An 18,331-nucleotide genomic window follows, 5' to 3' on the forward strand; every position below is an offset into this window, starting at 1 on the left:
CTACACACCCAACAAATAGCAACACCTTAGAAAACCACAAAAACCCAAACTAATTTATTCTCCGCCAGTCTACACTCAGGTAATTAGCCAAGGACTGGCCATGAATTTAAATAACATCTATCCAAGCTTTTTATTACTCGCTGCATTCTCACTTCCTGCTAATTCCAATCCTATTGATTATGGCAGAGGGGTTGAAAACCTTTCACCCTCGCAATACCTGAACAACAAAGATGGCACCTATAACTACTGGACGGGAATCGGCAAGTACGAGAGCCCCGCTCACGGTTTTTGCACCGCTTTCCTAATCGATACAAACAGCTCTCGAGCGTCCGATCCCGCCTATGCACTCACTAGCGCACACTGCGTGGCCAAAGAAAATGGTGTCATGCGAACAGACGACCCCATCGAAGGCACCATTACCTTCAACCATTTCATTGACACACCTGATGCTCACAAGACCTTCCCTCTGAAAAAGGTATCCTGGAGCAGCATTCAGGGTGTCGATCTGGCTCTTTTGGAGCTTGGCGTGTCACAAGCCGAACTCCTGACACAAGGCATCAAGCCCTTGAAACTAGCCCAGCAACCACCGACTGAAGATAGCGACGTTCTGATTGTGCATGGCCCTAACGGAGTTCCATTACGAATTTCTGCCTGCACCCACAGGCCTTCCTCGGCAATTTTCGAGAAGCCTTGGGTTTGGCGACATAGTGTCAGCAACCAATGCAAAGATGCTGCACCCGGAAGCTCGGGCAGCCCTGTGATTGACCGAACGAGCAACGAGGTCTATGCCGTGCTGGGTACGATGGCAAAGCAACTGACACCGCTGCCGGGATACGGCCAGATGCCGAGTGGCAATTACGCTAGTCCAACCTCGGTTTTCAACAATTGCTTTAGCGATGGAAAACTCAATACCAATCCGGACGCGTGTGAGTTATTCCCGGTAGCCTCCTTCAAACTACCTTCCGAACTGGCAACGCATGCAAAAATCATAGTAACCCCAGAGTATCAATACGTTTACCCTACATGGAACTTTGAAGTAACCGCCAGCACCCGTTTTATCCGGACCAAACGCACTTATGACCCACTCGAATGCGAAAATCCGAAAGACTACAGCCAACCGATCAACGCTGGCATCACCCCTGTTCAGTTAAATGTGCCAATGGGACCGAAAACCGGACTTAATAACCTTTGTATTCTTGGCACAGACAGTACCAACGAGATATTACCCAAAGGTACTTATCGAAACGCTGTCACTGTCCCCAGCTATCTGATTGCTGCCGGCCCAACCCCCTCCCCAACAGTGGACTTTTCCTTCAATACAGAAATAAACAGAGCAATGATTCTGTGGCCGGAACGGAAGAACGAGGGCATTGACCGGTATGAGGTAAAAGCCGGCCCTGTTGAAACAACCAGCTGTGAAGATTCACAGGGTTATCGCCGTGTGACATCCAATTGGCTACGCCCGGAAAGCAACTTCCCCTTAAAGCTCTGCGTTTACGCCGTCGATACCAACCATCAGCGCTCAGAGTTGAAGGAGTACACCCGGGAATGGGAGGCGCTCAAAAATAACGCCCCTTGATGTGCCCCACCGGCCTTGTGTTTCTGTACCAACGGAAGCGCAAGGATGGCCATGGCAAAGCTGAGCCAGTCGGCGCTGCATACCCTGAGTCGGAGCTACCAACCGCTACAGATAGCGCGACATGATTTCGTCGACAACACCGTCCTTGCGCATCTGATCCAGCGCTGCCTGCAGCTTGGCAACGACGGTGTCAGATACGTCTTTGTTCAGCGCCAGGTAAAGCTCGGCGCTGTTGAAACGCAGTACGGTCTTGAGACCGGTGACTCCATCCTGCCGCGCCAGATAACGCCCGGCAGGATCCCCGGTGGCCCACAGCTCGATCTGGCCGTTGACCAGCTTTTTCGCATTGTCCTGATCACGCAGGACAACCAGCGGCTTCAGGCCTTGCTTGGCCAACGTCTCGGCAATCGCATCGCCCTTGTAGGCGCCGATCTTGTACTTGCGTGCATCGTTGAGGGTTTCGAGAGTGATCTTGCTGTCGGCCCTGGCCAACATGATCCAGTCGTCCGGGCCGATCGGGCCGACCCATTTGAAGAGTTTTTCGCGATCCGGCAGGCGCGCCATCACGAAGGCGCCGTAACCGGGATTCTCCAGTGCGAGTTTGTAGACACGCTCCCAAGGGAATCGCAGGGTCAGGCTGTAAGTGATGCCGGCACGCTGAAACATCTCGCGAACGATATCGGTGGCGATGCCGTTGATGTTTTCGCCTTGGGCGAAATTTTTGCCGTTCTTCGCCATGTTGTACGGCGGGAAGTTTTCGGTGAGGAGCACCAGATCGGTGTCGGGACTGGTTTCGGCTCGGGCCGTGTTGATGAGCAACATCGAGGCGCTGGCGAGAACTAGAAGCAGGCGTTTGATCATGTTGGGCTACCGAAATCCATGGCGTGCCCAAGAGTGCCTTGGGTGCGCCATGGTGTCCACTGGCCTGTATCGATTTTGACGCTTAACGCATCACGATGCCGCGTTTGGCCATATAGGCCTTGGCTTCCTGCACGGTGTATTCGCCAAAGTGGAAAATACTCGCCGCCAATACAGCACTGGCGTGGCCTTCGAGAATGCCGTCAGCCAAGTGTTGCAAGTTGCCAACGCCACCGGAAGCGATCACCGGAATGCCCAGCGCATCACTGATCGCGCGGGTCACGCCGAGGTCGAAGCCGTTTTTCATGCCGTCCTGATCCATGCTGGTCAGCAGGATCTCGCCGGCACCGAGGCTTTCCATTTTCTTCGCCCACTCGACCGCGTCGAGGCCGGTTGGCTTGCGCCCGCCGTGGGTGAAGATTTCCCAGCGCGGGGTTTCGCCCGGGCCGGAAACCTTTTTGGCATCGATGGCGACGACGATGCACTGCGAGCCGAAATGCTGCGCGGCTTCGCCAACGAATTCCGGATTGAACACGGCCGCAGTGTTGATCGACACCTTGTCCGCACCCGCATTCAGCAGATTGCGAATGTCCTGCACGGTACGCACGCCACCGCCGACGGTCAGCGGGATGAACACCTGGCTGGCCATGCGCTCGACGGTATGCAGCGTGGTGTCGCGGCCATCGACGCTGGCGGTGATGTCGAGAAAGGTAATCTCGTCGGCACCCTGCTCGTCATAGCGACGGGCGATTTCCACCGGGTCACCGGCGTCGCGGATGTTTTCGAACTTCACACCTTTGACGACCCGGCCGTTGTCCACGTCCAGGCAAGGGATGATGCGTTTGGCCAGCGCCATGGTCAGTCCTCAGCCTTGGTACGAATCGCAGAAAGCTTGCGCTTCGGCGACGTCGAGGGTGCCTTCGTAGATCGCCCGGCCGGTAATGGCGCCGATGATGCCCGGCGCCTTGGCGTCGAGCAGCGATTTGATGTCACCCAGATTGTGGATGCCGCCGGACGCGATCACCGGGATCTTCGTGGCAGCAGCCAGTGCAGCGGTGAACGGCACGTTGCAGCCCTGCATCATGCCGTCTTTGGCGATGTCGGTATAAACGATCGAGGACACGCCATCGGCTTCAAACTGCTTGGCCAGGTCGATGACCTGCACGGTGCTGATTTCCGCCCAGCCATCGGTGGCGACGAAACCGTCTTTGGCGTCCAGACCGACGATGATCTTGCCCGGGAACGCGCGGCAGGCTTCAGCGACGAACGCAGGATCTTTCACGGCTTTGGTGCCGATGATCACGTAGCTCACGCCAGCCTTGACGTAGTGCTCGATGGTTTCCAGCGAACGGATGCCGCCACCGATCTGGATCGGCAGGGTCGGGTAGCGCTTGGCGATCGCGGTGACCACTTCGCCGTTGACTGGCTGGCCTTCGAAAGCACCGTTCAGATCGACCAGATGCAGACGGCGGCAACCGCCCTCCACCCACTTGGCAGCCATGCTCACCGGGTCATCGGAGAACACTGTGGAATCTTCCATGCGGCCCTGGCGCAGACGTACACAGGCACCGTCTTTAAGATCGATAGCGGGAATAATCAGCATCTGGCAAACCTTCAAATTTGAATGTTCAGCTTGGCTCGGAAATCAGTTTTTCTCGAGCGCCCACAGGTCGCTTTCGATGCTTTCAAACCGCTCTTTGAGGTGGGTCTGCACATCGAAAATCGCCCTGTTGTAATAGTGCGGAGCAATTTCGCGGGTAAACAGCTCAAGAATTTCCGCCGCTTCGAACGAACCCAGGTCCAGTTCGAAACGGTCTTCCATGAACCGCTGAATCTTGCGATTGGCCTCGTTCTCCTGTTCGGGAGTAAGGGTCAGGATCGGCGGTTTGGATTTCTTGGCAGCCATTTACCAGCGACCGTCCCACGCGGCGAAGTTCTGCAGCAATTGCAGGCCATGGGTATGGCTCTTCTCCGGATGGAACTGCACGGCGAAACGCGAACCATCGGCCAGCGCCGCAGCGAAATCGACGCCGTAATGACCGCCACCGACCACCTGCCGCGCGTTGGCGGCAGCGATGTAGTAGCTGTGCACGAAGTAGAAACGCGCCATGTCCGGAATGTCATGCCACAGCGGGTGGCTGACTTTCTGCTTCACTTCGTTCCAGCCCATGTGCGGGACTTTCAGGTGTTCGCCGTCTTCATGCAGGTCTTTGCCGAAGAACTTCACCGCGCCAGGGAACAGGCCGATGCAATCGACGCCATCGTTCTCTTCGCTGGTGTCGAGCAAGGCTTGCATGCCGACACAGATGCCAAGAAACGGACGATCCTGACTGACTTCACGCACCAGCGAGTCGAAACCGAGGCGACGGATCTCCGCCATGCAATCGCGAATCGCGCCAACACCGGGGAACACCACGCGGTCAGCTTCGCGAATCACCGCAGCATCGCTGGTGATCAGCACCTTGCCGGCGCCGACGTGCTCAAGGGCCTTGGCCACCGAGTGCAGGTTACCCATGCCGTAATCGATAACTGCAACCGTCTGCATTACAGAACGCCTTTGGTCGATGGCATCTGTCCGGCCATGCGCTCATCCAGCTCGACAGCCATGCGCAGCGCGCGGCCGAAAGCCTTGAACACGGTTTCGATCTGGTGGTGGGTGTTGGTGCCACGCAGGTTGTCGATGTGCAGGCTGACCAGTGCGTGGTTGACGAAGCCCTGGAAGAATTCCTGGAACAGGTCAACGTCGAAGCCGCCGACGGTGGCGCGGGTGTACGGCACGTGCATCTGCAGGCCTGGACGACCGGAGAAGTCGATCACCACGCGCGAAAGCGCTTCATCGAGCGGCACGTAGGCATGACCGTAGCGACGGATGCCTTTTTTGTCGCCAATGGCTTTGGCAAATGCCTGGCCGAGGGTGATACCGACGTCTTCCACCGTATGGTGGTCGTCGATATGCAGATCGCCCTTGCATTCAATATCCAGGTCGATCAACCCATGACGGGCGATCTGATCCAGCATGTGCTCAAGAAAAGGAACACCGATATCGAATCGGGCCTTTCCGGTGCCATCAAGGTTGATCGAGGCTTTGATCTGGGTTTCCAGAGTGTCGCGCTCGACAGAAGCCTTACGTTCGGCCATCACCAGCTCCGCAAAATCATTGGGCGAAAAAGGCAGCCATTATAGGCACGCGGGGCCGAAACAGAAACACGAGAGGTGAGATGGCTGACGGATAGAACCCCCGGCTGTCGCGGGTAGACATGTCCATACAAGCCATAAAGGGCGATGATCGCTCCCACGCTCTGCGTGGGAGTGCAGCCCCGGACGCTCTGCGTCCGCTTCGAATGTGACGCAGAGCGTCACGGGAGGCATTCCCACGCAGAGCGTGGGAACGATCAGGCAGAAACGAACTTAGTGAAACAGTACTGCCGTCTTCTGCAGGGTCACCCACACACCCCATGCCAACGGAATACCCACCACTAGCCACGCAGCGATCGCCAGCGGCTTGCTGCCCGGCGCGGCTTTCCACTCCAGAACGGTGCTGGCGTCAGCACCCTTGTCGTGGCCCAGCGCCTGTTCGGCCGCCAGTTCAGCGTCGGTCATGAAGTACTTGTCGGCCACCGGACGCACCATCAGGTTGCACAGGAAGCCCAACACCAGCAGGCCGGCGAGGATGTACAAGGTGATGTCGTAAGCGGCAGCGCGTTCAACGCCGATGCTCAGCTGATATTCACGCAGGTAGTTCACCAACACCGGGCCGAGCACGCCAGCCGCAGCCCAAGCCGTCAGCAGACGACCGTGGATCGCACCAACCATCTGCGTACCGAACAGGTCAGCCAGGTACGCCGGAACAGTGGCAAAACCGCCGCCGTACATCGACAGAATGATGCAGAACGCCGCCACGAACAGTGCAACGTTGCCCAAATGACCCATGTTCGGAATCAGCGCGTACAAGGCAAAACCCAGGGCGAAGAATACGAAGTAGGTGTTTTTGCGCCCCAGGTAGTCCGAGAACGAGGCCCAGAAGAAGCGGCCACCGATGTTGAACAGGCTCAGCAGACCGGTGAAACCGGCAGCGATCGCGGCAATCGAAGCCAGTTGCCCGGCGTCCAGTTGACCGAACGGCACATCAACACCCAGCAGCTTGCCGCCGAACACTTCCTGCAGCAGTGGCGAAGCCATGCCAAGGATGCCGATACCGGCAGAAACGTTCAGGCACAGCACCAGCCAGACCAGACGGAATTGCGGGGTTTTCCACGCCACATTCACGTGCACGTGGCGGTTGGTGATCATTGCGTTCGCGGCTTTCTTCGCCGGAGCGGTCCAGCCTTCCGGTTTCCAGCCGGTTGGCGGCACGCGGTAGGCCAGTGCGCCACCGATCATGAACACAAAGTAGATCGCCGCCATGGCCACGAAGCTCTGCCAGACGCCAACACCTTCAGCCGAGCCGAAGTGGCTCATCAGTGCGGTCGCCAGCGGTGCACCGACCATTGCGCCGCCACCGAAGCCCATGATTGCCATGCCGGTGGCCATGCCGCGCTTGTCCGGGAACCACTTGATCAGGGTCGATACGGGCGAGATATAGCCCAGCCCCAGACCGATACCACCGATCACGCCGGAGCCGATCCACATCAGCCAGATCTGATGGGTATAGATACCCAGCGCCGAGATCAGCAGACCGCCGCACCAGCACAGAGCTGATACAACGCCGGCCTTGCGTGGCCCGGCGTGTTCCAGCCAGCCACCCCAGATCGCTGCCGAGCAGCCGAGGAAGATGAAGAACAGCGTGTAGATCCAGCCGAGCATCGAGATCGGCCAGTCGCAGTTCGACGAAAATACCTGTGCGATGAAGCTCATGTCCGGTGCACAAGCCACTGGAGCAGTAACGCCCAGCGCCTTGGACAGCGGCAACCAGAACACCGAGAAGCCGTAGGCCATGCCGATGCACAGGTGGATGGCCAGAGCGGCCGGTGGAACCAGCCAACGGTTGAAACCGGGTTTGGCGATGATGCGTTCCTTGGACAGGAACGCGGGCTGATCGGCTTTGAGGCCGTCCGCCGTGATGCTCGTGCTCATTGTGTATCCCCCAATTATTAGTATGGTTCGCCAGCCACTGTTCACCCTCGGACTTATGCACGCAGGCATGACCGTTTTTTAAGGTGAAGCTCCTTGAAGGCGCGACGTTAAGTCGCAGAAGGACGGACGAACGGGCGAAGGTTACCATTTGCACGTGACAGAAAAACCAAACTGATATCACCTTTTTCATGTCATCTGATCTCTACACCTGTGTAGGAGCTGCCGAAGGCTGCGATCTTTTGACGTTGTTTTGCAAAAACAGGATCAAAAGATCGCAGCCTTCGGCAGCTCCTACACCGGGTGCATTTTTTACGGGGTTACCATGCCGGTTATCGTTCAAACGCTTGAAGACGCCAGTTATCAGGATCAGCAGGATCTGCAGAAGATCTATCGTGATGCACCCGAATGGCTGTTTTCGCCGTTTTCCGGGGACGTCGATCTGATCGAAAGTGCGTTGGCGGAAGGGAGTTTTATTGCCGGACGTTTCAACGACCGTCTGCTCGGCGCCGCGCGCCTGCAAAGGCACCGCGACGTCTGGTACCTGTCCCATTTGTGTGTACGAAAAGTTACTCGTCGCCGTGGGGTTGCCGAGCGGATGGTGAACCAAGCGAGGAAAATGGCGTCGCAAGCGGGGGCAGAACTGCGCCTGCGGGCACCCGCCGGGCACCTTGAAGCTCAGGCAATCGCCGCCCGGTTACAGGTGCCGCTGGAAGTCCTGACGACATGACGCCACACCGAACCGGGCCGTTGCAGCGCTATACTCCCCGGCTAAATTACGAATTCGACTAACTACAAGGACTCGCCCATGAAAGCGTTCGGCAAAATCCTGGGTCTGGTACTTCTCGGGCTGTTGCTGATCATTGTGGCGGCAGGTTTTGCCCTGACCCACCTCTTCGATCCCAACGATTACAAAGACGAGATCCGCCAGATAGCCCGCGACAAGGCCCACATCGAGCTGACGCTCAATGGCGATATCGGCTGGAGCCTGTTCCCGTGGCTCGGCCTGGAATTGCACGAAGCCAGCGTTGCCACCCTGGTCAAACCTGCCGAACCGTTCGCCGATCTGCAGATGCTCGGCCTGTCCGTGCGCGTGCTGCCGCTGTTGCGCCGCGAGGTGCAGATGAGCGACGTGCGCGTCGAAGGCCTGAACCTGCGCCTGAACCGCGACAAGGACGGTCATGGCAACTGGGAAGACATCGGCAAGGTGCCCGTCCCGGCGGGTGCAACGCCACCAGCCGCTACGCCGGGCCAACCGGCCAGCGAAGCCCCTGTTGCGGTGGAAAAACCGCCACAGCCGATCCGCCTCGACATCGACAGTCTGACCGTCAACAACGCCCGCGTTGAATACAACGACGAGCAGACCGGCAAGCAGTTCAGCGCCGAAAGCATCCAGTTGAGCACCGGCCCGGTACACGATTCGACCAATATTCCGGTGAAAGCCACCGCGTTTCTCGGCACCAACCAGCCGGTGCTGCGCGTGCGCACCGAGCTCACAGGCGAGCTGCGCATCGAGCGCGCCCTGCAGCGCTACAAGCTCGAAGACATGAAGCTTTCCGGCGAACTGGCAGGCGATCCGCTGCAAGGCAAGACCATGACCTTCTCGGCTCAAGGCCAATTATTGCTGGATAAAGCGGCAAACATCGCCGAATGGACCGGTATCAAGATCTCTGCCAATCAGTTGCGTGCCTTGGGCGAACTGAAAGCCAACGACCTCGACAAAACCCCGCAGATCAGCGGCGGCATCTCCATCGCCCAGTTCGATCTGGCGAAGTTCGTCGACAGCATCGGCCAGAAACTCCCGGCCATGGGCGAAGGCAGCCTGAGCAAAGTCGAACTGGTCAGCCGCGTTGCCGCCACGCCAAGCAGCATCGCCTTCGACAACATCAACCTGAAACTCGACGACAGTAGCTTCAGCGGTCGCATCGCCGTCGAAGATTTCGCCAAACAATCGCTGCGTGCGGTGCTCAAGGCTGACACGTTCAACGTCGACCGCTACCTGCCGCCGAAGTCGGAAAAAGCAGCGAATGCCACGCAAGTGCGTCAGGCCGAAGTGGCCAGCACCGAAGCCGATGCGATGGCCGGCGCCGGCTCCACACCGCTGCCGGACAAACCGAGCAAAACCGCCTGGAGCACCGAACGCCTGCTGCCGGTTGAACGCCTGGCCAAACTTGACGTCGATGCCGACCTGACCTTCGGACAGTTGACCCTCGACAAGCTGCCGATCCAGAACGCCGCACTGAAAGCCACCGGCCAGGGCGGCCTGCTGACCCTGACCAACCTGAGCGGTGAGCTGTACAACGGCGGTTTCGAGGCCAAAGGCACCCTCGACGTGCGCCCAAGCGCACCGGTGCTGAATTTGCAGACCAAGCTCAACCGCGTGCCTGCGGAAAAAATCCTCGAAAGCCAAGGCAAAAACCCGCCGGTCAAAGGCTTGGTGACCCTCACCAGCAACGTGACCAGCAGCGGCAATAGCCAGCAAGCGCTGATCGACACCCTCAACGGCAACGCCAGTTTCGTGATCAACAACGGCGTGCTGCTCAACGCCAACCTTGAACAGCAACTGTGCAAAGGCATCGCCACGCTCAACCGCAAAACCCTCAGCGGCGAGCCTCGCGGCAAGGACACACCGTTCCAGGAGCTGAAAGGCAATCTGACTTTCCGCAACGGCATCGCCAGCAACCCGGACCTGAAAGTGCGCATCCCCGGCATGACCGTCAACGGTGATGGCGACATCGACCTGCGCGTGCTCGGCATGGACTATCGCGTCGGCATCATTGTCGAAGGCGACACCAGCGCCATGCCCGACCCGGCGTGTCAGGTCGGCGATAAGTTCGTCGGCGTCGAGTGGCCGCTGCGCTGCCGTGGTCCACTGGAGCTGGGCGCCAAGGCTTGCCGCGTCGACAATGATCGCCTCGGTCAAGTCGCGACCAAACTCGCCGGCGACAAGCTCAGTGAAAAAATCGACGAGAAACTCGGTGACAAGGTCAGCCCGGAATTGAAAAACGCATTGAAGGGGCTGTTCAAGCGATGAGAGCGGAGCAGTTTTCCACGGCGGTGCTGGATTGGTTCGACCGCCACGGCCGCCACGATTTGCCTTGGCAGCAGGACATCAACCCGTACCGGGTGTGGGTGTCGGAGATCATGTTGCAGCAGACTCAGGTCAGCACCGTGCTCAATTACTTCGACCGCTTCATGGCCGCACTGCCGACGGTCGAAGCGCTGGCCGAAGCGCCGGAAGACGAAGTGCTGCACCTGTGGACCGGCCTGGGTTACTACACCCGTGCGCGCAATTTGCAGAAGACCGCGAAGATCGTCGTCAGCCAGTACGGCGGCGAGTTTCCCCGTGACGTCGAAAAGCTTACGGATCTGCCGGGCATTGGTCTGTCCACTGCCGGCGCCATCGCCAGCATCAGCATGGGCCTGCGTGCGCCAATCCTCGACGGCAACGTCAAACGCGTTTTGGCGCGCTTTACTGCGCAAGAGGGCTACCCCGGCGAGCCGAAGGTCGCCAAACAGCTGTGGGCCAATGCAGAGCGCTTCACGCCGCATGATCGGGTCAACGCCTACACCCAGGCGATGATGGATCTTGGCGCCACGCTCTGCACGCGCAGCAAGCCGAGTTGCCTGCTGTGTCCGCTGGAGCGTGGTTGCGAGGCGCATATGCTCGGCCTGGAGACGCGCTACCCGATCCCCAAGCCGCGCAAAGCCATCCCGCAGAAACGCACGCTGATGCCGATGCTGGCCAACGGCGACGGTGCGATTCTGCTTTACCGTCGCCCCTCCAGCGGTTTGTGGGGCGGTTTGTGGAGCCTGCCGGAACTCGACGACCTCGGCGACCTGCAGCATCTTGCCGATCAGCACGCGCTGACCATGGGCGAGCAGCAGGCGCTGCCGAGTCTTGTCCACACGTTCAGCCATTTCCAGCTGTCCATCGAACCCTGGCTGGTTCAGGTACAGGAGGCCGCCCATCACGTGGCCGAGGCCGACTGGCTCTGGTATAACCTCGCCACCCCGCCGCGCCTGGGCCTCGCCGCCCCGGTCAAAACCTTGCTCGAACGCGCGGCCGCCGTCTTGAATGCAGGAGAGTCGCCATGACCCGCACCGTAATGTGCCGCAAGTACAAAGAAGAACTGCCAGGCCTGGAACGCCCTCCGTACCCGGGCGCCAAAGGTCAGGACATTTTCGAACACGTCTCCGCCAAGGCCTGGGCCGACTGGCAGAAACACCAGACCCTGCTGATCAACGAAAAGCGTCTGAACATGATGAACGCCGAAGATCGCAAATTTCTTCAGGGCGAAATGGACAAGTACTTCTCCGGCGAGGAATACGCGCAAGCCGAAGGCTACGTTCCACCTGCAGAGTAAACCCTGCAAAATCGGGGGTCGGATCGTAAGCGACGGAATTAATTTAAGAAATTTTAAAAAAGTCGTTGACGTAAATCCGAAAAACCCTTTTAATGCGCCCCGTTGCCCAGATAGCTCAGTCGGTAGAGCAGGGGATTGAAAATCCCCGTGTCGGCGGTTCGATTCCGTCTCTGGGCACCAAATACCGAAAACCCTGAATCGCAAGATTCAGGGTTTTTTTATGCCTGCGATTTGATCATCCGCTCCAATCCCCCGCCACGCCCTCTCCTCTTCAGACCCCATCGCCATCGGGTGTACTGGAAAAAACCGAAAATCTGTATCTCTCACTGCGCCAGGAATATCGCCAGTATTTGCTCAGCCCTGGCGAACCATTTCTGGCTCTACCTTGCGCGCCACCACCCTCTGGATGTCTTCCCGACACCAGAACGCAAAACATGATTTTTTTAATAGATCGGCGTCCACCGCAAGGTCACCTCCCGTCCAGCTAAAAAATCCAAAAACCACCCCAACGGGCGAACGGCAACGACTGCTTTTCAAACACCCCAGGACTGATGCTGGCGACTGATTGCGCCCGGCATAAACGAGCGAAACGGACGACGTATGATCAAACAACTTATCAATGAAGATAGTTATGTGCAGATCGAGGATCTTTGCAGCGCAAGGATTCAATTGAAGATCGAAGGACTGAATCCTGCCGGATCCATCAAGCTCAAAACCGCTCATGCGATCATTACCGACCTGGAAGGTCGCGGATTGATCAACCGCAATACCCGTCTGATCGAATCTTCATCAGGCAACCTCGGCGTGGCGCTGGCCATGGTGTGCGCCGCCAAGGGCTACAAGTTCGTCTGCGTGATCGATCCGAATATTTCTGCGCCGAACAGAAAGCTGATGCACGCCCTCGGTGCCGAGATGCTCATGGTTGATCAGCGCGACGAAAACGGCGGGTACCTGAATTCGCGGATTCGTCTGATCGAGCAACTGGTCGCCGACAACGCCGACTACATCTGGCTCAATCAATACAAGAACCCGATCAACCCTCTGGCGCACTACCAGGCCACAGCCAAGTCGATTGCCCACAAGTTTCCCCACGTGGACTACCTCTTCGTCGGCGCTGGCACGACCGGCACGCTGATGGGCTGCAAGAACTACTTCGCCGAACATCGCCCGCACACCAAAGTCATCGCCGTCGACACCGTCGGCTCGGTCACATTCGGCTTGCCTGGCGGTACGCGCCATATTCCGGGGCTTGGCACCAGTCGTCGTCCGGAAATCTTCGAGCCTGCCGGCATCCACGATTTCCTGTCCATCCCGGAAGAGCAGACGATCAAGGTCTGCCGTTGGCTGGCACAACGTTACGGCCTGCTTTTCGGTGGCTCCACCGGCACGGTCCTCGCCGGTGTTCAGCAATGGGCACACCACATCCGCCCCGACGATGTGGTGGTGGCGATCTCACCGGACATGGGTGAGCGCTACCTCGAAACCATCTACTCCGACGACTGGGTCACCCAACGCATCGGCGCTACCGCACTGCACCCCCTCTTCCCAGAAATCGCTCTGGCACTTTCGGCGTAATCCCTCATGACCACACAATCATCGCTTCGACCATTCCACGTCATTCCTGGCGCAGCCATCAAAAACATTCTCGACGAGCTTCGTCAGGAAGCCATCGAGATCGTTGCCCAGACGTACCTGACCCACGAACGTGGCGAAACCGTTAACCCCGACAGTTATTTCCTGCGCTTTGCGGCGCAGCCGGCGAACCGGATCATTGCCTTGCCGGCTGCAATCATCGACGGCGAGGGCGATCAATCAGTCTCCGGAATCAAGTGGATCGCCAGTTATCCGGACAATATCAAGTCAGGTATCCCGCGCGCGTCTGCGGTGCTGATCCTCAATGATCCAGACACCGGATATCCGTACGCGCTGCTCGAAGGTGCGCTGATCAGCGCCGTCAGAACCGCCGCTTCTGCAGTGCTCGGAGCCTGGTGGCTGAACGGCCGGAACAAGCGCGCGCCGCGGCTTTCGATCATTGGCGGCGGCGTGATTGCACGCAATATCCTCGAGACGTTCTTCAGCGATGACTGGTCGTTCGACCGCGTGGAAATTCACGATCTCAACGCCGAATCAGCCCAGGCGCTGGCGACATTCGGCGAACAACTCGGTTTGCCGGATGTACAGCAGGTTTCGCTGGAAGAGGCGCTGAGCGCTGACGTTGTGGTTTTCGCCACCAGCGCCGGCGAACCCTACGTCAACGGCAAAGGCACATTCCGCGCGGGCCAGATTGTGCTGAACATCTCGCTACGGGATATCGGCGCGGAAATCATCGAGGAAAGTTACAACTATTTCGATGACATCACCCACTGCCTGAAAGCCAACACCTCGCCACACCTGGCTGAACAGAAATACGGTCACCGTGATTTCGTCACCGGCACCGTTGCGCAGCTGATTCGCGGCGACCTGCATGTCGCTCGTGACAAACCGTTGATCTATTCGCCGTTCGGCATGGGCATTCTCGATCTGGCGATTGGCCGGATGATTCATGACATCGCGGTCAAAGAAGGCTCGGCTGTCGCGATTCCATCCTTTTTCGGGGAGGAGCGCAGATGGTGAAGGCGCCTCTGCATATCGGCCTGGTCGGCTGTGGATCGCGCGGGCTGTCGATTTTCGAACGCCTGCTGAGCCTCGCCGAAGAGCGCCCGGATCAGCCGCTGATCATCGACATTTTTGATCCCAATGTACTCGGCAGCGGTGCGCACTGGCCGGATCAACCCGATTACCTGCTGCTCAATACCGTTGCCGGACAACTGGGCGTGTTTCCCGATGTGCCAGCGCTGGGAAATCTTCAGGATGCACGAGAGCGGCCAGGTCCGGACTTCCTCGCCTGGTGCCTGCAGCAGCGCATCAAGGTCGATCCCGAGAGTGGCCTGCTGGCCCAAGAGGGACGAGACGTCGAGCCGCAGGATTTCCTGCCGAGGCACTTGCTCGGCGCTTATCTGGCGGACGCCTTCGAGCAAATTCTCGCGACGGCGCCGCACTGGGTCACTGTGCACTTGCATCACCAGGCCGTTACGGCGGTGGAGGCCCTTGAAGGCCATCAATACGTGTTGCGCACGGCCTCAGGTACGTCGGCGACCGTCGATCGACTGATCCTGACAGTCGGCCATACAGGCCGTGTACGTCCGGCCGATCCTGAGCGCATCGAAGACGTCTACCCGTTGCCAGGCAGCCTCGCCAGCATCGAGCCCGGCGAAACCGTGCTGATCGAAGGCCTCGGGCTTGGCGCAATGGATACACTGGCGGCACTGACCGCTGGCAGGGGCGGCAAGTACAAGCCGATGGCAGACGCCAGTCACGTGTATCACCCTTCTGGCCAGGAGCCGGTGATCTACATTCAATCCCGCGACGGTCTGCCGTTTCGCACCCGACCCAACGGCCTGATCGATTTTGCCCGGCATCAGGCGGTACTGCTGACGAGTGCGCGCATCGAAGACCTGCGTGCGCATGCAAAGAACCGCCAGCTGGATTTCGAGCAAGACATTTTGCCGATCATGCTGCTGGAGATGCGTGCCGCCGCTGTCGCCGTCCTGCACGCCAAAGCAATACCCGAACAGCATCACCAGTTACTCGACCGCCTCAGGGAGGTCAGCGTCCCTGGAAGCGCGGGCATAGCCGCTTGCGAAGCGCGGCTGCGTGAATACGAAGAGAGTGTCGGGTCGATCAATCCGCAAGCACTGATCTGGCATGCGCTGCCCGACAGCGTGACCCCGCACAACTATCACTCGTGGATCTATCACGCGCTCGAAGCCGACTTGCACGAGGCGCGGCTCGGGCGCGGTGAATCGGCAATCAAGGCAGCCATTGAAGTCTGGCGCGACCTGCGTGACCGGCTGCGTCAAGCCGTTGATTTCGACGGGCTGACCGACGCCTCGCACCGCCAGTTCTATGGCCGTTGGCACAAGGCGATCAACCGCCTCGTCGCCGGCCCGCAGAAAGAGCGTCACGCAGACCTGCTCGCACTGTGTGACGCCGGTCTGCTGACGTTTCTCAAGCCAGGCACGCAACCTGCGACTGCGCATTACCGCCGGGTCGCCGGTTATGTCCAGGGCAGCGGGGTGAGCAACAGCGATTGTGCGCCGGTACGCGATCTGGCCCGCCTCGGTTTCATCCGCCCGCGCACCGACGAACCCGGCATCGACGGCATTGATGTCGACGCTGCCTGCCATCCCAGGTCGAGCCTGGGTGAGCCGGTACGCAACATCTGGGTACTCGGCCCGCTTGCCGAAGGCTCCTGCTACTACAACCACTACGTCACCTCGGCCGGCGCGCCTTCGCGTCTGTTCATGGACGCGCATCGCGCGGCCACCGCAATCCTTGAGGCAGGTACCCCAGCATGAAACTTTTCTACCAGACGCATTCGCCTTACGCCCGCAAGGTGCTGGTGCTCGCTCATGAACTCGGGATCGCTGCGGACCTTGAGGTAATTCACCACGAGACCAGCCCGACCTCGCCAAACGCAGTCATCTACAACGCCAACCCCTTGGGCAAGGTCCCGGTGCTGATCCTCCCCGACGAGACGGCACTCTTCGACTCCATCGTGATTTGTGAATACCTCGACGACCTGAGCCGAGGTTCGAAATTCATCCCGCCAAACGGCCCCGAGCGCTACAAGGCGTTGCGTCTGCAGGCATTGGCGCAGGGCATGTGCGATGTCGGCATCAAGCTGCGCTGGGAAGTCGAGCGTCGTCCGCAAGCCTTGCGCTATCCGGCCTACGCCGAGGGCCAGGCCTACAAACTCAAAGAGGCCTACCGCTTCATCGAAGAGCACGTCGACCTCAATGGCCCGATCACCATCGGCCACATTGCCTTGGCGACGGCACTCGACTGGATCGCCTTTCGCGAGTTGTCGGATTTTTCCGCGCAGCAGCGCCTGACCGAGTGGTATCAGACTTTTTGTGAGCGTGCGTCCATGCGGGCGACCGAGTACAGCGGGCAGACTCACGATTAAGTTAAGGGAAACTGTGTATGACTTCGCTCTTGTTGCAATTGTCGCCGATCGGTCTGGTGATCGCGCTGATACTCATCGTCCGCCGGCCACCGGTACAAGCCGCACTGGCGGGCGTGGCGCTGGTGTTCCTGTTATGGGCACTGGGGGCTGCCGGACCGGTGTCGGCAGCAATCACCACGGCTATTTTCCAGGACACCACGATCCTGTTTCTCAGCACCGCGTGCGTAATCGTGCCGGGACTGGCGTTCGTCATATTGGTCGAACGCGGCGGTGCACCTCAGGCCATCGGCGCCTGGGTCAAGGAGCTCGGCTGGACACCGCCGGCACAAGTCATCTTCATCGTCCTCGGCCTCGCGCCGCTGCTTGAAGCGATGACCGGTTTTGGCGTCTCGCTGATTGCGACAGTGCCGCTGTTGATGGGCCTGTTCACCCGTCAGTCGGGGATGAAAATCGCCCTCGCCGGGATGGTCATCATGCCGTGGGGCACGTTGGGCCTGGCGACGGTGATCGGTGCGTTGCTGGCGCACTTGCCTGCGGAAACACTTGGTAGCCATTCGGCTCTGATCAGCGCCCCGGTGTTCCTCTGCCTGGCCGCCATCGCTCTGTGGCAAGCCGGTATCCGCACCGTGGCACCGTGGCTCGGGCTGATGGTGGTCACCGCGCTGTTCATCGCCGTGCTGTTTTCCATCAACCTGTGGATCGGGCCGGAAGTTTCCGGCGTGCTGGCCGGCCTCGCCGTTGCCTGCATCGGCCTGGGCATTTCCTTTGCGCAGCGCAAAAAGCTGGTGCGCTGGCCGAGCGCGGCATGGCCGTATCTGGCCTTGCTGGGCGTTATTGTCGCCTCGCGCGGGCTGTTTGTACTGTCGGGATGGGATGCACTGTGGATCGTCAAAGGCGAGCATGTTTCGTGGAAGCCTTTGGCGTCCCCTGGCCTGGCGCTGCTGATCGTCACTCTGCTGATGGCCGTCAGGCAAGCCACGGCGACGGGCTTCCCATGGCGCGCACTGTTTAACCGGGCAAAGTTTCCGGTCACGACGATTTTCCTGTTTCTGCTGCTGTCGCAGGTGATGGTCAACGCCGGATTTCTGGTCGAAGCACAGCGCACACTGCAATCGTTGTCGGGAATTTCCCTGGCGCCGACGATCGCACTGCTGGCGGGTATTGCCGGTTATGTCACTGGCTCCAACGTGGGCGGCAACACCCTCGTCATGCCGTCGATTGCGGCATTGACCAGTGAGCACGGCCCATGGCTGGCCGCGATGGTCAACAGTGCGGCCGGGCATGGTGCGCTTGGGTCTTTATCGATTCTGTCGCTGATCACCGGGCTGGCAGGTGCCAACCGACATGAAGAAAACGGACTGATTCGATTCGCTTTTGGCCTGGTTGCGCTGAACATCGTCATTGTTGCTGCAACGGGGATGGTTTTACTCTATTTTCTCTGAATTGTTT

The 18,331-nt window shown here is 59.1% G+C and carries 17 protein-coding genes and 1 tRNA gene; 11 read left to right on the plus strand and 7 right to left on the minus strand.

All coding sequences use genetic code 11. The features are described from left to right. The first annotated feature begins 100 nt into the window (after nucleotides 1-100). Entirely contained in the window at nucleotides 101-1,579 is a 1,479-nt protein-coding gene (locus CQ009_RS10990) for a serine protease (protein WP_105706085.1), read from the plus strand. A 105-nt stretch (nucleotides 1,580-1,684) separates the two neighbouring features. Here CQ009_RS10990 and CQ009_RS10995 read toward each other — a convergent pair whose 3' ends face one another. From CQ009_RS10995 to CQ009_RS11030, 7 genes are all read right to left on the minus strand, one after another. Further along, nucleotides 1,685-2,440 (minus strand): ABC transporter substrate-binding protein, encoded by a 756-nt coding sequence (locus tag CQ009_RS10995; RefSeq protein WP_064388921.1) that lies wholly within the window; start codon nucleotides 2,438-2,440, stop codon nucleotides 1,685-1,687. Between the two features lie 82 nt (nucleotides 2,441-2,522). After that, nucleotides 2,523-3,293 (minus strand): imidazole glycerol phosphate synthase subunit HisF, encoded by a 771-nt coding sequence (hisF, locus tag CQ009_RS11000; RefSeq protein ID WP_064388922.1) that lies wholly within the window; start codon nucleotides 3,291-3,293, stop codon nucleotides 2,523-2,525. Nucleotides 3,294-3,302: 9 nt separating this feature from the next. Then, complete coding sequence (gene hisA / locus CQ009_RS11005; protein ID WP_003220753.1) at nucleotides 3,303-4,040, minus strand: 1-(5-phosphoribosyl)-5-[(5-phosphoribosylamino)methylideneamino]imidazole-4-carboxamide isomerase; 738 nt, start codon at nucleotides 4,038-4,040, stop codon at nucleotides 3,303-3,305. A 42-nt stretch (nucleotides 4,041-4,082) separates the two neighbouring features. Beyond that, nucleotides 4,083-4,343 (minus strand): DUF2164 domain-containing protein, encoded by a 261-nt coding sequence (locus tag CQ009_RS11010; RefSeq protein WP_003220751.1) that lies wholly within the window; start codon nucleotides 4,341-4,343, stop codon nucleotides 4,083-4,085. Next, the gene (hisH, locus tag CQ009_RS11015) at nucleotides 4,344-4,982 is read right to left on the minus strand and encodes an imidazole glycerol phosphate synthase subunit HisH (protein WP_007909206.1); all 639 of its coding nucleotides are present in this window, start codon (nucleotides 4,980-4,982) and stop codon (nucleotides 4,344-4,346) included. It abuts the gene before it with no gap. Then, a complete protein-coding gene (hisB, locus tag CQ009_RS11020; RefSeq protein ID WP_007909204.1) occupies nucleotides 4,982-5,575 on the minus strand; it encodes an imidazoleglycerol-phosphate dehydratase HisB in 594 nt (197 codons plus the stop codon). The genes hisH and hisB overlap by 1 nt, the downstream gene beginning before the upstream one ends. A 270-nt stretch (nucleotides 5,576-5,845) precedes the next feature. After that, the gene (locus CQ009_RS11030) at nucleotides 5,846-7,510 is read right to left on the minus strand and encodes an OFA family MFS transporter (protein WP_105706091.1); all 1,665 of its coding nucleotides are present in this window, start codon (nucleotides 7,508-7,510) and stop codon (nucleotides 5,846-5,848) included. Between the two features lie 322 nt (nucleotides 7,511-7,832). Here CQ009_RS11030 and CQ009_RS11040 point away from each other — a divergent pair, with 322 nt between their 5' ends. The 10 genes from CQ009_RS11040 (at nucleotide 7,833) to CQ009_RS11080 (ending at nucleotide 18,324) form a co-directional block, all read left to right on the plus strand. Continuing rightward, on the plus strand, nucleotides 7,833-8,237 hold the full coding sequence (locus CQ009_RS11040; protein WP_105706183.1) for an acetyl-CoA sensor PanZ family protein: 405 nt from the start codon (nucleotides 7,833-7,835) through the stop codon (nucleotides 8,235-8,237). 78 nt (nucleotides 8,238-8,315) lie between these two features. Continuing rightward, the gene (locus CQ009_RS11045; RefSeq protein WP_105706094.1) at nucleotides 8,316-10,541 is read left to right on the plus strand and encodes an AsmA family protein; all 2,226 of its coding nucleotides are present in this window, start codon (nucleotides 8,316-8,318) and stop codon (nucleotides 10,539-10,541) included. Next, on the plus strand, nucleotides 10,538-11,605 hold the full coding sequence (gene mutY / locus CQ009_RS11050; protein WP_105706098.1) for an A/G-specific adenine glycosylase: 1,068 nt from the start codon (nucleotides 10,538-10,540) through the stop codon (nucleotides 11,603-11,605). The genes CQ009_RS11045 and mutY overlap by 4 nt, the downstream gene beginning before the upstream one ends. Beyond that, entirely contained in the window at nucleotides 11,602-11,874 is a 273-nt protein-coding gene (locus CQ009_RS11055; RefSeq protein WP_064388926.1) for an oxidative damage protection protein, read from the plus strand. Before mutY ends, CQ009_RS11055 begins: the two co-directional genes overlap by 4 nt. A gap of 104 nt (nucleotides 11,875-11,978) precedes the next feature. Then, nucleotides 11,979-12,054, plus strand: a tRNA-Phe gene (locus CQ009_RS11060). A gap of 420 nt (nucleotides 12,055-12,474) precedes the next feature. Next, on the plus strand, nucleotides 12,475-13,449 hold the full coding sequence (gene sbnA / locus CQ009_RS30385; RefSeq protein WP_371920130.1) for a 2,3-diaminopropionate biosynthesis protein SbnA: 975 nt from the start codon (nucleotides 12,475-12,477) through the stop codon (nucleotides 13,447-13,449). A 6-nt stretch (nucleotides 13,450-13,455) separates the two neighbouring features. Then, nucleotides 13,456-14,487, plus strand: a complete 1,032-nt coding sequence (sbnB, locus tag CQ009_RS30390; protein WP_371920131.1) for a 2,3-diaminopropionate biosynthesis protein SbnB — start codon at nucleotides 13,456-13,458, stop codon at nucleotides 14,485-14,487. Further along, nucleotides 14,481-16,271 (plus strand): FAD/NAD(P)-binding protein, encoded by a 1,791-nt coding sequence (locus CQ009_RS11070; protein ID WP_105706101.1) that lies wholly within the window; start codon nucleotides 14,481-14,483, stop codon nucleotides 16,269-16,271. Before sbnB ends, CQ009_RS11070 begins: the two co-directional genes overlap by 7 nt. Continuing rightward, nucleotides 16,268-16,882, plus strand: a complete 615-nt coding sequence (locus CQ009_RS11075) for a glutathione S-transferase family protein (RefSeq protein ID WP_105706104.1) — start codon at nucleotides 16,268-16,270, stop codon at nucleotides 16,880-16,882. The genes CQ009_RS11070 and CQ009_RS11075 overlap by 4 nt, the downstream gene beginning before the upstream one ends. Nucleotides 16,883-16,899: 17 nt before the next feature. Next, entirely contained in the window at nucleotides 16,900-18,324 is a 1,425-nt protein-coding gene (locus tag CQ009_RS11080) for an L-lactate permease (RefSeq protein WP_064388932.1), read from the plus strand. Nucleotides 18,325-18,331: the final 7 nt, after the last annotated feature.

It is taken from the genome of Pseudomonas sp. MYb2 (assembly GCF_002979955.1).
Taxonomy (GTDB): domain Bacteria; phylum Pseudomonadota; class Gammaproteobacteria; order Pseudomonadales; family Pseudomonadaceae; genus Aquipseudomonas.

Excerpts from the sequence above, each read along its gene's own strand:
- CQ009_RS10990 (WP_105706085.1), top strand. The coding sequence starts at position 101 with ATGAATTTAAATAACATCTATCCAAGCTTTTTATTACTCGCTGCATTC.
- CQ009_RS10995 (WP_064388921.1), bottom strand. The coding sequence starts at position 2,440 with ATGATCAAACGCCTGCTTCTAGTTCTCGCCAGCGCCTCGATGTTGCTC.
- hisF (WP_064388922.1), bottom strand. The coding sequence starts at position 3,293 with ATGGCGCTGGCCAAACGCATCATCCCTTGCCTGGACGTGGACAACGGC.
- hisA (WP_003220753.1), bottom strand. The coding sequence starts at position 4,040 with ATGCTGATTATTCCCGCTATCGATCTTAAAGACGGTGCCTGTGTACGT.
- CQ009_RS11010 (WP_003220751.1), bottom strand. The coding sequence starts at position 4,343 with ATGGCTGCCAAGAAATCCAAACCGCCGATCCTGACCCTTACTCCCGAA.
- hisH (WP_007909206.1), bottom strand. The coding sequence starts at position 4,982 with ATGCAGACGGTTGCAGTTATCGATTACGGCATGGGTAACCTGCACTCG.
- hisB (WP_007909204.1), bottom strand. The coding sequence starts at position 5,575 with ATGGCCGAACGTAAGGCTTCTGTCGAGCGCGACACTCTGGAAACCCAG.
- CQ009_RS11030 (WP_105706091.1), bottom strand. The coding sequence starts at position 7,510 with ATGAGCACGAGCATCACGGCGGACGGCCTCAAAGCCGATCAGCCCGCG.
- CQ009_RS11040 (WP_105706183.1), top strand. The coding sequence starts at position 7,833 with ATGCCGGTTATCGTTCAAACGCTTGAAGACGCCAGTTATCAGGATCAG.
- CQ009_RS11045 (WP_105706094.1), top strand. The coding sequence starts at position 8,316 with ATGAAAGCGTTCGGCAAAATCCTGGGTCTGGTACTTCTCGGGCTGTTG.
- mutY (WP_105706098.1), top strand. The coding sequence starts at position 10,538 with ATGAGAGCGGAGCAGTTTTCCACGGCGGTGCTGGATTGGTTCGACCGC.
- CQ009_RS11055 (WP_064388926.1), top strand. The coding sequence starts at position 11,602 with ATGACCCGCACCGTAATGTGCCGCAAGTACAAAGAAGAACTGCCAGGC.
- sbnA (WP_371920130.1), top strand. The coding sequence starts at position 12,475 with ATGATCAAACAACTTATCAATGAAGATAGTTATGTGCAGATCGAGGAT.
- sbnB (WP_371920131.1), top strand. The coding sequence starts at position 13,456 with ATGACCACACAATCATCGCTTCGACCATTCCACGTCATTCCTGGCGCA.
- CQ009_RS11070 (WP_105706101.1), top strand. The coding sequence starts at position 14,481 with ATGGTGAAGGCGCCTCTGCATATCGGCCTGGTCGGCTGTGGATCGCGC.
- CQ009_RS11075 (WP_105706104.1), top strand. The coding sequence starts at position 16,268 with ATGAAACTTTTCTACCAGACGCATTCGCCTTACGCCCGCAAGGTGCTG.
- CQ009_RS11080 (WP_064388932.1), top strand. The coding sequence starts at position 16,900 with ATGACTTCGCTCTTGTTGCAATTGTCGCCGATCGGTCTGGTGATCGCG.